Source organism: Allosphingosinicella sp. (assembly GCF_036402135.1).
GTDB lineage: Bacteria > Pseudomonadota > Alphaproteobacteria > Sphingomonadales > Sphingomonadaceae > Allosphingosinicella.
In genome coordinates, this window is record NZ_DASWTN010000010.1 from 75764 (window position 1) to 89363 (window position 13600).

12 protein-coding genes are annotated in these 13600 nt (G+C 60.7%); 4 read left to right on the forward strand and 8 right to left on the reverse strand.

All coding sequences use genetic code 11. The features are described 5' to 3' along the window. The first annotated feature begins 16 nt into the window (after positions 1 to 16). Positions 17 to 541, forward strand: coding sequence for a hypothetical protein (locus tag VGD10_RS03175; protein WP_331039344.1), 525 nt, complete (start codon positions 17 to 19; stop codon positions 539 to 541). Beyond that, positions 534 to 2183: an ATP-binding protein gene (locus VGD10_RS03180; RefSeq protein WP_331039345.1), complete on the forward strand. Its 1650-nt coding sequence runs from the start codon at positions 534 to 536 to the stop codon at positions 2181 to 2183. Before VGD10_RS03175 ends, VGD10_RS03180 begins: the two co-directional genes overlap by 8 nt. 5 nt (positions 2184 to 2188) lie before the next feature. On the opposite strand, the gene lepA is transcribed toward VGD10_RS03180, so the two are convergent. From lepA to VGD10_RS03205, 5 genes are all read right to left on the reverse strand, one after another. After that, on the reverse strand, positions 2189 to 4006 hold the full coding sequence (gene lepA, locus VGD10_RS03185) for a translation elongation factor 4 (protein WP_331039346.1): 1818 nt from the start codon (positions 4004 to 4006) through the stop codon (positions 2189 to 2191). A 71-nt stretch (positions 4007 to 4077) separates the two neighbouring features. After that, a complete protein-coding gene (locus VGD10_RS03190; RefSeq protein WP_331039347.1) occupies positions 4078 to 4707 on the reverse strand; it encodes a D-Ala-D-Ala carboxypeptidase family metallohydrolase in 630 nt (209 codons plus the stop codon). A 126-nt stretch (positions 4708 to 4833) separates the two neighbouring features. Further along, positions 4834 to 5256: a TadE family protein gene (locus tag VGD10_RS03195; protein WP_331039348.1), complete on the reverse strand. Its 423-nt coding sequence runs from the start codon at positions 5254 to 5256 to the stop codon at positions 4834 to 4836. A gap of 14 nt (positions 5257 to 5270) precedes the next feature. Further along, positions 5271 to 5804: a TadE/TadG family type IV pilus assembly protein gene (locus VGD10_RS03200; protein WP_331039349.1), complete on the reverse strand. Its 534-nt coding sequence runs from the start codon at positions 5802 to 5804 to the stop codon at positions 5271 to 5273. After that, positions 5783 to 7009: a pilus assembly protein TadG-related protein gene (locus VGD10_RS03205; protein ID WP_331039350.1), complete on the reverse strand. Its 1227-nt coding sequence runs from the start codon at positions 7007 to 7009 to the stop codon at positions 5783 to 5785. The genes VGD10_RS03200 and VGD10_RS03205 overlap by 22 nt, the downstream gene beginning before the upstream one ends. A gap of 131 nt (positions 7010 to 7140) precedes the next feature. Between VGD10_RS03205 and VGD10_RS03210 the strand changes: the two genes are divergently transcribed. Then, positions 7141 to 7464 carry a polyhydroxyalkanoic acid system family protein gene (locus tag VGD10_RS03210; RefSeq protein WP_331039351.1) on the forward strand — a complete coding sequence of 108 codons (324 nt, stop codon included), beginning with the start codon at positions 7141 to 7143 and terminating at the stop codon, positions 7462 to 7464. A 14-nt stretch (positions 7465 to 7478) separates the two neighbouring features. On the opposite strand, the gene VGD10_RS03215 is transcribed toward VGD10_RS03210, so the two are convergent. Together VGD10_RS03215 and VGD10_RS03220 are read right to left on the reverse strand one after the other, a co-directional pair. After that, positions 7479 to 9806 carry a putative bifunctional diguanylate cyclase/phosphodiesterase gene (locus VGD10_RS03215; protein WP_331039352.1) on the reverse strand — a complete coding sequence of 776 codons (2328 nt, stop codon included), beginning with the start codon at positions 9804 to 9806 and terminating at the stop codon, positions 7479 to 7481. 181 nt (positions 9807 to 9987) lie between these two features. Continuing rightward, positions 9988 to 11895 (reverse strand): M1 family metallopeptidase, encoded by a 1908-nt coding sequence (locus tag VGD10_RS03220; RefSeq protein ID WP_331039353.1) that lies wholly within the window; start codon positions 11893 to 11895, stop codon positions 9988 to 9990. A gap of 156 nt (positions 11896 to 12051) precedes the next feature. Here VGD10_RS03220 and VGD10_RS03225 point away from each other — a divergent pair, with 156 nt between their 5' ends. Further along, the gene (locus tag VGD10_RS03225) at positions 12052 to 13104 is read left to right on the forward strand and encodes a PRC-barrel domain-containing protein (RefSeq protein WP_331039354.1); all 1053 of its coding nucleotides are present in this window, start codon (positions 12052 to 12054) and stop codon (positions 13102 to 13104) included. Here VGD10_RS03225 and VGD10_RS03230 read toward each other — a convergent pair. After that, positions 12996 to 13592 (reverse strand): phosphatase PAP2 family protein, encoded by a 597-nt coding sequence (locus tag VGD10_RS03230; RefSeq protein WP_331039355.1) that lies wholly within the window; start codon positions 13590 to 13592, stop codon positions 12996 to 12998. The genes VGD10_RS03225 and VGD10_RS03230 overlap by 109 nt on opposite strands. Positions 13593 to 13600 lie beyond the last annotated feature (8 nt).

The following is a 13600-nucleotide window of genomic DNA, read 5'->3' on the forward strand; positions in this document are numbered from 1 at the left end:
TGACCAAGTCGCTGTCGTGGCGCTATTGACCCTTGGGGGCGATAAGGCCTCAGTTGACACCGAGGATGTAGCAATCCGAGCCGATGAACTTTCGCCGGGCAGATTCCGTTGGCGTAAGTTTAAATCTCATATTGACCTCGGTTTAGTCAGAAATGGCCTTCAGGATTCGAGGAAGATCGGCAACGTAAGTGGCGGTGCTCTCAAGGGTTGGCTGCTTACAGTCCAAGGCATAGAAGAAGCCCAGGCCCTCCTCCCCCGCATAGCCGATACTGAAGCGCAAAATCGCTTCTCTAATGAACAAAGGGCGTGGAAAAGCCGCGAACGGGCCCGTTTGATGAATGAGCCGGCATTTAGACTCGCGCTGGCGGAAGGCGCCGCAGCAGTGACAATGCGAGATATCCAGCGCCTGTTTAGGATAGATGAATACATTTCTCAGGAGCAACGTGCAGAGCGAATTCGCAGGTTTTCGACTGCGTTCCGGCAGGATCCTGAGTTAGGCGAAACAATCAACGCTCTGGCAACGAGACTGACCAATGAATGAACTGAAGGGGCTACGCGTCACAACCCATGTTGCTCGAGATCTTCTGCAAAGCGCCGACCTCTTCCGGCATCCGGAGCGAGTGGTGTGGGAGTACGTCGCGAACGGTCTCGAATATTCCGACTCCGGAGTTCAACCGCTCGTGCGTGTCGCAATTCAGTCCAATCCGAAACGGGTAGTCATTAGCGACAACGGGAGGGGGATGGACCGGGGTGGACTGGTTCAATTCTTCACGATGCATGCTGAAAATCAAGATCGGCTTAGTGGGCGGCCGGGTCGTGGCTTCTTTGGCACCGGTAAATCCGCTGCATTCGCGATAGCGAACGTCTTGCGCATCGCGACGGTGAAAAACGGCAAGCGGTCTGTCGTGGAGTTGCGCAGATCAGATCTTGAGGAGGCATCGTCTGGAGATCCCGTTCCCGTACGGGAGCTAGCGATCGAAGCGCCCGTCTCACTTCCCAACGGCACAACTGTGACGATCGAAGATTTTCGCATAACTAAGTTGAACCGGAGCGACATCATAAAAGCTGTTGAGCGCCACCTACGCCACTGGGGCCGTGGTGTCAGAGTGGAAGTCGATGGTCTTGAGGTGGAGCCTCACGTGCCTCCCATCTCGTTCACCGAAAAGCATGTATTCAGCAAAGACGAGTTCGAGCACCTTGAGGGATGTGAGCTTGTCCTCCACGTCTCGAAAGCGCCCCTCCTGGAGGAGGATAGGGGAGTAGCTATTCTAGCAAACGGCACATTGCACGAGACTACACTCGGAACGGCCAAAGGTAAGCCAATGTCACAGTATATATTTGGCGAACTGGAGGTCCCTGCGCTTGCACAGCCTTATAAAGGTGTAGCTGCGTTCGACATGAGTCGGTCGGGTCAACTAAACCCAGAAAATGAAATTGTGTTGGCTACGTACGCGGGCATCAGCCGGCACGTAGAAGCTCTTCGTCAAAGACTGGTGGAGAGCGAGAAGCAGCGAAAGAGCGCTGAAGAGGCGGAGAAGTTGCAGGCTCAAGCTGATGAGATCGCACGATTAATCAATCAAGACTATGCAGATTATAGTAAGCGGTTTCGGCCCGTGCCAACTGGGGGATCAGGCGCTACTGACCTGCGACCGAGTTCGAAAAGCCATGGCGAAGGTGAAGAAGTATTCCTCCCCGAGGGAGAGGAACCTGCGGTAGAGGTAAACGAGGATATCGTTCCGATTGAGCCGCAGGACAACACAATTGGGCCGGAGCCTAGAGAACCCACTCCGAAGGTGGAACCTGCAGATCCCGAGGCCGCAGACACCACAGGTCACACCGAAAGAAGGGCACCATCTAAACGCCATCCAACCGGCGGTTTCACTGTGCAATTTAGGGAAAACGGGTCTGAAGCCGCGCGAGCCTTTTACGAGAGGGAGACGCGCACAATTTTCATTAATCTTGACCATCCCCAGGTGCAGGCGGCGAAAGGTGACGCGGAGGTGGATGAACCAAATTTCAAACGATTGAGCTACGAAATTGCATTCACTGAATATGCAATTGGATTTGCTCAGGAAAATGCGACGAATAACTATTACACTGACTTCTACGAACCGCTTTTCGACATGCGAGACCGAATAGATAGTCTCGCTAGGAAAGCTGCTAATGTCTTCCGAAGCTCGTAGTCACATCACTCCTCCCCCATTCTTAGAGCAGCAATGAACGCCTCCTGCGGGATGCTCACAGAGCCATATTCGCGCATCCGCTTCTTGCCCTCTTTCTGTTTCTCGAGGAGCTTCTTCTTCCGGCTGATGTCGCCGCCATAGCATTTGGCGGTCACGTCTTTGCGGAGCGCGGCGATGGTTTCGCGGGCGATCACCTTGCCGCCGATCGCGGCCTGGATGGGGATCTTGAAGAGGTGGCGGGGGATCAGGTCCTTCAGGCGCTCGCACATGTGGCGGCCGCGGGCTTCAGACTGGCTGCGGTGGACGATCATCGACAGCGCGTCCACGGGCTCCGCATTCACCAGGATGTTCATCTTCACGAGGTCGCCTTCACGATGCCCGATCTGGTGATAGTCGAACGACGCATAGCCGCGTGAGATGCTCTTCAGGCGGTCGTAAAAGTCGAACACCACTTCGTTGAGCGGCAGTTCGTAGGTGAGCTGGGCCCGGCCGGCGACATAGGTCAGGTTCTTCTGGATGCCGCGGCGATCCTGGCAGAGCTTCAGGATGGGCCCGAGATATTCGTCGGGCACATAGATGGTCGCCTCGATCCACGGCTCCTCGATCCGCGCGATGCGGCTCGGGTCCGGCATGTCGGCAGGGTTGTGGAGCTCGATCATCTCCTGCCCCTGCGCGTCCTTGTGGGCGAAGTAGATCTTGTAGACCACCGACGGCGCGGTGGTGATGAGGTCGAGATCATATTCGCGGGTCAGCCGCTCCTGGATGATCTCGAGGTGGAGGAGGCCGAGGAAGCCGCAGCGGAAGCCGAAGCCGAGCGCCGCGCTCGATTCCATCTCGAAGCTGAACGATGCGTCGTTGAGGCGGAGCTTGGAGATGCTTTCGCGGAGCTTCTCGAAATCGTTGGCGTCTACGGGAAAGAGCCCGCAGAAGACGACCGGCTGCACTTCCTTGAAGCCGGCAAGCGCCTCCGCCGCGGGCTTCTTCGCGTCCGTGATCGTGTCGCCGACGCGGGTTTCGGCGATTTCCTTGATCTGCGCGGTGATGAAGCCGACTTCGCCGGGGCCGAGCTCCGGCAACTGCTCGATCTTGGGGCGGAACACGCCGACGCGGTCGACGAGGTGGGTGGTGCCGGCCTGCATGAACTTGATCTGCTGGCCGCGCTTCAGGCAGCCGTCGATGACGCGGATCAGGATGACGACGCCGAGATAGGGGTCGTACCAGCTGTCGACCAGCATCGCTTTCAGCGGCGCGTCGCGGTCGCCCTTCGGCGGCGGGATTCGGGCGACGATCGCTTCCAGCACCTCGTCGATGCCGATGCCGGATTTTGCCGATGTCAGCACTGCGTCGTCCGCGGGCAGGCCGACGATATCCTCGATCTCCGCCCGAACCCGCTCCGGTTCCGCGGCGGGAAGGTCGATCTTGTTGATGACTGGGACGATCTCATGGTCGTGTTCGATCGACTGGTAGACGTTGGCGAGCGTCTGCGCCTCCACCCCCTGCGCCGCGTCCACCACCAGCAGCGCGCCCTCGCACGCGGCCAGCGACCGCGACACCTCATACGCAAAGTCCACATGCCCCGGCGTGTCCATCAGGTTGAGGACGTACGTCTCGCCGTCCGACGCGGCGTAATCGAGCCGCACCGTCTGCGCCTTGATCGTGATCCCGCGCTCCTTCTCGATATCCATGTTATCGAGCACTTGCGCCGACATCTCGCGCTCGGAAAGCCCGCCCGTCCGCTGAATCAGCCGGTCGGCCAGCGTCGACTTCCCATGGTCGATATGCGCAATGATCGAAAAATTACGTATCTTGGATAATTCAGTCACACAGGCGCCGATGTTGCGAGAGTTTGCGCGCGCTTAGCACCCGCCGCGCGATACGCCAATCAGTTGCTCGACTAGGCGTAATTACCCGTGACACAGGGGCTGGTGGCGCCTTGGCCGTTCGCTCCCCATTTGCGGAAGCCTTTCGAATCCACGTGGAACCGCATACCGGAATAGAAGCCCATGCCGATGTCGTATTCCTGCCCGCGAAAGCCGTGGATCGCGCAGAGGCTTCGGATCATCTGCGGGCGGGAAAGCGGGCGGACGGGGGTGAGATCGAGTGCGTAGAAATGGCGGTGGGCGCTCGCCTTTGCGCCGCCGGAACATTGGTTGAGCCGCTCGTTCCGGTAGCCGGACAAAGCCTCGACCTCGCCGATCACGGGCTCGACATGCTTCTTCACATATTCGAGCGTTTCCGAGATGTGCTGCCAGGCCGCGATGGGCGCGACCTCGAAGCGGGGGCCGGAGCAGTTGCGCCACATGCTTGCGGTGCGGACGAGCTGCCAGGTGGGAACGACGTCCTCCACATCCTTCATCTGGAGGAAGGTCTTGAAGGAAAGGACCTGCGCACGGGCGGCGGGCTCACGGGCAAGCCACGCGAGATAGTCGGCGCGCGCCTGCCCCTCTGCAACGGTCTGAGACGCCGCCGGAACCGACGTACAAAAGAGCGCGGCCAGGGCCGCTATGCGCCTTACTCCTTGCATAGGAACAACATGGCTCGTCCTCGCAGATTTTCAACGCGAAAGAAGGCTGTTGGGTCCCGTCGCAAACGGGCAACGCCAGCACAAACGGCTGCGCCTCGTACGACTGAAGAGTGTGAAGTTCGTTACTCAGGCTGCCGGAGCACTGTCAGCATAGATGTAGGCGCGACGCGTCTGGCTGAGTTCGATCGGATCCACGTCAATGAAGATGAAGTTCAGGGTAACATCGTATCCCATGGTGATATCCACAAATCTCGAACCGTTCGCAGCCGTGCTTACCGACGTCGAGGAAATGGTGAGATTGTCAGGATCTAGTCCCCATTTCCGATCCTTGATCCAGACTTCAAGCTCGCCTGCGGTGGGAAAATCGTCTTTATCGTACCTGTGCAACGTCAGGTAGCGGGACCCTGCCGCGAGAGCGTCGTTCAGGCCGGCATTTGCGAAATATACGATGCCGAGTTGCGCTATGCCATTGAGCAAGAACACGAGGCCCGGGACCACCAGCGCAAACTCCAGCGCGCTTGCGCCGCGGCTGTTCTTGATCAATGACATCAGGCAACGCATCGTCATTTCACCCGTAAAGTCGAACGGGCGGTCAAGGTGACTTTGCCGTCGTCTCCGCCGATCAGGTCAGCGATATAGGCAAATTGCGGGCTGAAATCCTGCACCAATGTGACAGTGACGTATCTCTCCACTTTGACGCCTTCGTCGGGATCAGTGTTTGCCGGTATGGGCAGTTCTACGTCAGTGCAATATTCCCTGGAGAACGACTTCTCCTCGTCGTCACAGTACAGACGCGGAGTGACTGTAACAGTGACATCATCCGCGTCGTCGCCAAGGATGGCGGCCACTTCGTCTCCGGCATAATCCTCGTAGTCCGTTCGAAGCGAGCCGGCCGTCATAAGTTCAAGGACCCTGTAACTAGCCTGTTCCAGATAGTATTTGCGAGCGAGACCATTTGCCAGATCCACGATCCCAACGGTCATGGCTGCGAGAACCGGGGCGAGCAGCGCGAATTCGATCGCGCTCGTGCCGCGGCAGTTGCGCCCAATGCGGTTGAAGAGGCGGCTGCTTGATATCATGCCACCAGCCGCACCCATTCGGCGTCGAACCTGGTGTCATAATCGTCGGTCGGACAGGTATTCTCCACCTTCACGTTGCCCAGAAAGACCAACTTCTTAGCGACGAGCTTGATGCAAGTCGTATTCATCGTCGCGTTGCCATTAAAGGTCAGCTTGTGGGTGGGGAAGTAAATGCCACCTGTGTAGGCGGAGGTGCTCGATCCATTTATGCCGAAGTTCTGCACCGACGTTGGATTAGGATCATAATAGTACATGATAAGGCCGGCATAGTCGCCGGTTGCTGGGGGAGTAAGCTTCACTGTAGTTTTGGCATTGATTGATATTGATGGTTGGTTCATGAATATCAATGTTATCCCTTGCTCCGATCCAGCCGGGGAGTCTTCTTTGATCAGTGCGTCTGCATGCCAATTCACGGCGCCTGTGATATAGTACGTTCCCGGCTTTAATAACAGTGTGCCTTGAACGGTAGATGCGGAGTAGCAACCAGGATATTTGACAACAATAGCTCTGTTCGCGGCGTCCAATGCTCCGCCACTACAAGGATTAGGAAGAACAGGTTCTGGCACATCCTCGTAGGGATCTTCCTGTTTCATAGAATAAGGAAGCTTTATGGTCGGAGTCATAAAGCCCTTATCTGGATCGGGATTTTCGACAATATTGCCGCCCGCGGCTACAGGTGACGCTATGACTTTACCGTTGCCGCCTGCGGAAACAGCTGCATTGCCTCTGGAATTGGCGATGACGCCGCACTTCAAGTCGACTTCGCCCGAACCGCTGAAGTCGATGCCCGTGTCGGTGCTCTCGTCCAACGAGACCATGCAGTATTTTCCGGAATAGACCAGAGCAGCAGTGGCCTGCACTTGCATATCCGGCTCCTCCCCGAAGAAGGACCAGAAAGGCAAACTACGCGTCGCCCTGAGGCTGACGTTAACCGATCTTCCATCTTCTCCCAGGGTGATGGTAGGCTCATCTGTGAGCGGAAAGGCGTCATTGTAAGCCAGAGCATCATCGACGGCGCTGTCGATATCTTCGGATTGAGCCTGGGCGTATGCCCCTGCAAGCGCCCCGGAGTCCGCCGCTCGCTGAAGGTGGCGGCGGAGAAGGCTTGCCTGGATAGTATCCACGGCAAGGGCAGCCGATCCGATGACGAGAGGCATCGCCGCCGCGCCAATCATCAAAACGTTTCCCTTTTTGTCCTGGTAAAGCCGCTTCAGGAGCTGCATGCTATTTCCTCCGACAGACAAAGCTGTTCAGTGGACGGGAAATAGGCGCTCAGGGTTTATCGCCAGTTAGGCGAGATGGTTAACGAGGTTTAGGCGTGGCGTCCGACCAACCGCAGCGCTAAAGTGACTTGATGAGCAGCTCCATCTCCGTCGATCTTCCCCACAATCTTGGCGCTGAGGAAGCGAAGCGGCGGATTGCGAACAATGTCGGCAAGCTGAAAGATCATATACCCGGCGGATCGGCCGACGTGAAGTCGGGCTGGGAGGGGGATCGGATGAACCTCAACCTCCAGGCGATGGGGCAGGAGGTCAGCGCCAAGATCGACGTGGAAGAAACGTTCGTGCGGGTGGAGGTGCTTCTTCCCGGCATGCTCGGCTTCTTCGGTAAGCAAATCGAAAGTCTGCTGAGGAAGCAGGGTGGGGCGCTGCTGGAGGACAAGTCGAAAAAGAGCTGAGCGGCTTCGGTCGCTTACGCCCCGACCTGCGCTTGGCCGCGATTAACGAGGGCGGTCGCGTCCTCAAAGCTCATCGGTCGTCCGAAGAGATAACCCTGGATCTGGTGGCAGCCGAGATCGCGCATACGGGCGAAATCCTCGGCTGTCTCCACGCCCTCCGCCGTGACCGTCATGCGGAAGCTCTTGGCGAGCGCGACGATCGACTGGATGATCGCGACCGTCTCCTGGTTCTTGGCGGCCTCGCGGACGAAACTGCCGTCGATCTTCAGCTTGTGGAAGACGGCCTTGTTCAAATAGCCTAATGACGAATAGCCGGTGCCGAAATCGTCGAGCGCGATGCCGAGGCCAAGGGCGCGAAGCCGCTTCAGCACCTCGAGAGCGCCGTCGGTGTCGCCGAGGAAGACGGTTTCGGTGACTTCCATCTCCAGCCGGTCGGCGGGCAGCTTGTACCTGGAAAGGGCCTCGCGGACCGCGCCCGGAAGTGAGGGTGAGGTAAGCTGCCGGGCGGAGAGATTGACCGCCACCGTTATGTCGCTTCGCCATTGCGCTGCGGCGCGGCAGGCCTCCTGAATCACCCATTCGCCCATCGGGATGATGATCCCGGTATCTTCGGCGAGCGGGATGAATTCGACCGGTGAGACCATGCCGCGGACCGGATGGTGCCATCGGATGAGTGCCTCGAAACCCATCAACGTCTGCGTCTTCGAATTGACCAGCGGCTGGTAGAGGAGCCGGAATTGGCCGGTGCGGAGGCTTTCGCGCATGTCCTTTTCCATACGTGCCCGGCCTTCGGCCTCGTTCTGCATGTGGGCATCGAAGCAGCACCAGGTGCTGCGGCCCTGCGCCTTGGCCTGGTAGAGTGCGAGGTCGGCCTTCTGGATGAGATCGTCGACCGTAGTGCCGTCCGAAGGACCGAAGGCGCAGCCGATCGACACGCCGATGCGAATCTCCGCCTTGTCGATCATGAAGGGTTCGGCGATCGCGTTGATGATGCGGCGGGCGAGTATCTCGACCGTGTTACGGTCGCGCACGTCGCCCACGACGACGGCGAATTCGTCGCCGCCCATGCGTCCCACGTGGCCGCTGTTGCCGACCTCCTTCACTAGGCGCTGGGCAACGCCCTTCAAGACGACGTCTCCCTTTGGATGGCCGAACGTGTCGTTGACCGGCTTGAAGCTGTCGAGGTCGAGGAACATGATCGCGCAAGGGGCGCCGCCGGCCTGCGCCCCTGACAAGGCCTCCCCGAGAAGCTGGCGGACCTTGCCGCGGTTGGGAAGGCCGGACAGAACGTCCATCTGCGCCAGATTGGTAAGGCGCTCCTGCGTCTTCCTAACATCGGTGATGTCGGTACCGACGCCGCGGAAGCCCTGGAATTCGCCGCCTACATCGATGACCGGATCGCCCGACAGCGCCATCCAGCGCGTGCCCTGCCGCGTGCGAAGCTCCAGCTCCAGATTGGAAAAGGGTGCGCGAGCGAGCAATGTTTGACCCAAATGGCCGCTGCCGCCGAGCACGGAAGGGAATGAGGCACCCTTGATCTGGCGGTTCTGGCGCCCGAGCAGAGCACTCATGCGGGACGATATGTAGACGATGCGGTTCTCGGCATCGACCTGCCACAGCCACCCGACGCCGTGATGCTCATATTCGCGCAGGAGCATGCGGACCGACTCCGCTTCGCTCCGGAATTTAGCGTTCAGTTCGAGCTGTTCCGAGGTCCAGCGCGTGATCTTGCCGACGATATAAACGGCGACTGCCGCCATGCCGACAAAAGTAAGGATGAGTTCCAGCGGCAACGTTTCGCTGCCGAGGTACACCGCGATGCAGAAGGCGGCGGTCAGGGTGGCTATCCAAGCGAGCGACGCCGCCGGTTTCGCGGCGAGGCCAACCGCCGTCACGATCATGACGCCCATCGCGCCGCCAATCACCACCTGCGCCTGGGGCGCCTGCGCGGCGAAGGCATAGGTTGGAAGCGATGACCAAAGGACGGCGAGGCCAACTGACTCGAGCGGAGCAACCCACTTTTGCCCGAGGCGCGGCGCGTCGCCATTGTCCGCGCGTACGGCGTAGCCACGGGACGCCCAATTGGCAGCCATCACTGCGACAAGCCAGCCGGCGATCAGCGGAAAGGGAAATTGGCCGTACATCGCGGCCCCGACCAGCAAGGCAGCGAGCACGTTGGTAATTGCAAAGAAGGAGGCGAAGGCGGCGCGCGTGCGGGTCTGGCCCGTATGGAGGTGGGCGTCGCGCAGCCTCAGATGCGCGCCGTCGACCGCGGCCTCTACGTCCGCAATCTCCTCAAGGACCTCATCCTGAATGTCAGGCTGAACAGGCGCGTAGTGCATCGATATCCACAAACTGGTCTCAGCGCATCGTGGTAAGCGCAGAGCCTTGATGGACGGTTAAAATGCACTGTGACGCAGGTTAAGGCGCTTCGATGCTCCTCCGCGGCTAAGATGCTGTTAAAGCCGCGAAAAGAGCGGTCTCTAGGTGCCTCTCCCTCCGAATCATTTTTTACCTGGCCTGTTAACTACCGGATCCGCCTTTCATCGTGCGATCGACGGTGCCGGTGGTGACGCTGTGATAGGTCGGCCGCGCCTTGGCATAGGTACGCATCGCGATGCGGCGGCCCCAGTCGCCCTCCGCCATCAATGTTTCGAACAGCGGCGCAACGAACTTGCGGCGGCCCATCGACATCAGAAAGCGCTCCACGGCCGGAACCGCAGGCTCATAGCGGTTGGCGAGGGCAAGCTGAAGCCAGGCGAACAGCACTTCCGAATTGCCGCTATGGGTGAGGCCCAGCGTGCGATCGAGTTCCTGAAGGCGGGCGGTGCTGAGCTCCCGCGGTAAGGCATTGAGGAAACGCAGGCGCTCCGCCGTCGTCCAGCCGGAATAGGGCAAAGCAGACGCCGCGCCGCCGCCGTTGAACGCCGCCAGCGCTGTATCGACGCGGGCGAAAGCCTGCGGATCGGGCCGCGCCGCGTTGGAAGGCAGGCCCGGCTGATACACCCACTGGTCGAGCATCAGCCGCTCTTCGATTGCCCTGTCGCCGCGCACCAGATTGGCGCGGAGGTCGGCGAGGAAGCGGGCTGAGGTCATCGGCTGAAAGGCGTGCCGATCGAAATAGGAGCGAAGATAGCGGTCAAACCGCTCCCGCCCGACGGTGCGTTCGATCGTGCGAAGGAAGACCGAGCCTTTGTCGTAGACGATGCCGCTTGAATCTGCGCCGCTCGGGTCGTGCAGCCGGGTTCCCGGCGCGTCGCGGCCAAGTTCGGTGAACGAGGCTTCCATGTCGGCCCAGGAAAGCGTCGCTTCCTGCGAGGCGCGGCCGGTGCCGTAAAGCGCCTCCATGATCCGGTTCTCGAAATAGGAGGTGATGCCTTCGTTCAGCCAGCTATCCGGCCACACCGCGTTGGTGACGAGGTTGCCGGACCAGCTGTGCGCAAGCTCGTGCGCAACGAGGCCGTTAAGGCTGCGGTCGCCGGCGATGAAGGTCGGTGTCAGGAAGGTGAGCGTCGGATTTTCCATGCCGCCATAGGGGAAGGCGGGGGGAAGAACGATCATGTCGTAGCGGCCCCAGCGATAGGGACCGTACAGCGCCTCGGCGGCGTCGATCATCTTTTCCGTGTCGACGAGTTCGGCCGCAGCGCGCTGAATGGTGGCAGGCTCGGCATAGACGCCGCTCCGCGGTCCAAGCGACTGAAAGGCGAGATCGCCGACCGCTATGGCGATGAGGTACGGCGCGACCGGTTTGTCCATGCTGAAGCGGAAGGCGCGGCGGCCTGGGCCTGCGGCTTCGCCTTCGGGCGTGAGGCGAAGGCCGCTCATCACTGCCGTCAGCGGCTCGGGAACGGTGATGCGCGCTTCCCAGGTCTGGCGGATGCCGGGGCTGTCCTGCGTCGGTATCCAGCTACGATTGAGGATCGCCTGTCCTTGGCTGAACAGGAAGGGCTGTCTCTTGCCGGCGGTCTGCTCCGGCGTCAGCCACTGCAGCGCCTCGGCATTGGGCGCGCTCCGATAGGCGATGCGCACCTTCCTTGCACCGGCGAGCTTGATCGTGAGCGGACTGCCCTTCTCCTCGTCGGCTCCGCCGAGTGCCCATTGCAGCGGCCGCCCGGCCGCATCGGTGATGGCCGATATTTCGAGACCCTTGCTGTCGAGCACCAGATCCTCGCCTGTCGCGGCGACGTCCAGGGTCGCAGTGCCTGCCATCCGCTTCGCCGCGAAGTCGGCGGCGAGCTCGAGCGCCACATGGGTGACGCGCGCGATCTCCGGGCGGGCGTAGCTGCTGACGTCTTTGGCGTCTGGTGTCAGCAGAACCGGCGCCGTCATGCGCTCGGCCGAAGCCCCTGTCCGAACTACCTCTCCGCCCGGCGCCGTGCAGGCTGTCAGGAAGGCTGCGGTAAGCAAGAAAGCAAGGGAACGCTTGGACATACAAACCTCTGTGAATTGGTCCAGCCACGCTTACCCACGGGCTGCGGATGAAGCAACGGAGCGCCGCGTCCTCCGTTCCGCACGGCCCGCCTCCGCAGCCGGAACGGAGGCGCAAAGGCTCCCGTTGAAGCGCCGTTTCACACAGAGGAGGACCTTATGGACGTACTGAGCCATATGCATAACGATCATGCCGGGCTCCGCTCGCTTGGGCAGGACATATTGAAGGCGATGGACAGCAGCGACGCCGCCGGGCGGGACAACCAGTTCGACCTTTACGACATCCAGATGCGCCGGCACCTCGCCGTAGTCGAAGAGGTGCTGCTGACGCCGCTCAAGAAGGATCCCGATGCGGCCGATGCCTGCGCCGACGTCAAGGCGCGCCACAAGGAGCTGCGCCGCGAGCTTTCGTCGCTCGATCGCCCGAACAAGGGCAGCGCCGAATGGACCGCCGAATTCCGCAACTTCATGGAAATGTTCGAGGCAGTCTGCACGCGCCATGAAGCCCTGCTGAGTCATGGCGATCACATTTCTGGCACCCTGGGCGAGGATTATACCGAGGCGAAGCTCCGCCGCATGAAGGGCATGCCCTGGAGCTGGAACCGGGTCGCACCGTCCCGCAACGTTACCGCTGCGGCGCTGGGCGTTGCCGCCGTCGCCGGCGCTGCCCTTGCCGCCACCCGCTACTTCAATTCCGGCCGCCGCTCCTCGGGCCGGCAGGAAGACGACTTCGAGCTACGGCTGGAGACGGACGAGAATCTCCGCCTCATTTCCTCGTCGAAGGTGGAAGGCACCAATGTCGTCGACCGCGACGGCGCGAAGATCGGCACGATCTCCAGCTTCATGGTCGACAAATATACAGGCCGCGTCGCCTATGCCGTGATGAGCTTCGGCGGAACGATGGGGTTCGGCGCAAGCCTGTTCCCGCTCCCCTGGCCCGTGCTCGACTATGATGAGAGGGCGGGCGGATACATGCTCGACATCTCGAAGGAGGAGATGGCGAACGCGCCGCGCTTCGAAGCCAATAACGAACCTGAGTTCGACGCTGACTACCGGCGCGAGATCCTCCTCTTCTACCGGCCGCTCAGCACCGGCTCTGGCAGCTATTCGTCCGCCGGATCGCCGGACAGCTGGAACGCGTCGACCAGCCTGTCGACCAGCGCCTCGGCGGCAAGCCCGATGGCGAGCCCGGAGCCGACGTCGGTTGGATAATGGGCGCAACGGGGGATCTGGGCGAGCGCAATCGCCCCGGCCCCCGCAAGCGCAGCGGTCTTATGCTCGGGAAACTCCCGGGCATAAGCCTGCGCGACGGCAATGGCGCCGGCGCTATGACCCGAGGGAAAGCTGGTTGATTCCTTGTCCGTGCGGCGGCCGGGCTTCGGCATATGGCCGTTCAGACCTTTTTTCGATCGGGGTCGAGTCCGATCCACATGAGTCTTCACGAAATCCTTGGCCCATGTGGCGAGCGTGTGCGCGACGATCATCCGCGCGCCGGCTCGAACCATGCGCGGCGACTTGCCGACGAGGCCCAGCGCCAGAGTGGATAGGCACACCGCCCGCATCGGCGGCTGATCGCCGACCTCTGAAAGCAGCGACGCCGCATTGACGAGACGGCTCTCACGATAGGGCTCGGCCGCTTCGGCCACTGCCGCATCGGCCTTGAGCACCGCTTCGGCCGCTTTCTTCGTCTTCTTTGCCATGGCCGCTG

What these genes read in the sequence shown, in the direction of transcription:
- VGD10_RS03195 (WP_331039348.1), bottom strand. Translation starts at nt 5,256, where the DNA reads ATGTCATTGATCAAGAACAGCCGCGGCGCAAGCGCGCTGGAGTTTGCG.
- VGD10_RS03190 (WP_331039347.1), bottom strand. Translation starts at nt 4,707, where the DNA reads ATGCAAGGAGTAAGGCGCATAGCGGCCCTGGCCGCGCTCTTTTGTACG.
- VGD10_RS03230 (WP_331039355.1), bottom strand. Translation starts at nt 13,592, where the DNA reads ATGGCAAAGAAGACGAAGAAAGCGGCCGAAGCGGTGCTCAAGGCCGAT.
- VGD10_RS03225 (WP_331039354.1), top strand. Translation starts at nt 12,052, where the DNA reads ATGGACGTACTGAGCCATATGCATAACGATCATGCCGGGCTCCGCTCG.
- VGD10_RS03220 (WP_331039353.1), bottom strand. Translation starts at nt 11,895, where the DNA reads ATGTCCAAGCGTTCCCTTGCTTTCTTGCTTACCGCAGCCTTCCTGACA.
- VGD10_RS03210 (WP_331039351.1), top strand. Translation starts at nt 7,141, where the DNA reads ATGAGCAGCTCCATCTCCGTCGATCTTCCCCACAATCTTGGCGCTGAG.
- VGD10_RS03180 (WP_331039345.1), top strand. Translation starts at nt 534, where the DNA reads ATGAATGAACTGAAGGGGCTACGCGTCACAACCCATGTTGCTCGAGAT.
- VGD10_RS03200 (WP_331039349.1), bottom strand. Translation starts at nt 5,804, where the DNA reads ATGGGTGCGGCTGGTGGCATGATATCAAGCAGCCGCCTCTTCAACCGC.
- VGD10_RS03215 (WP_331039352.1), bottom strand. Translation starts at nt 9,806, where the DNA reads ATGCACTACGCGCCTGTTCAGCCTGACATTCAGGATGAGGTCCTTGAG.
- VGD10_RS03205 (WP_331039350.1), bottom strand. Translation starts at nt 7,009, where the DNA reads ATGCAGCTCCTGAAGCGGCTTTACCAGGACAAAAAGGGAAACGTTTTG.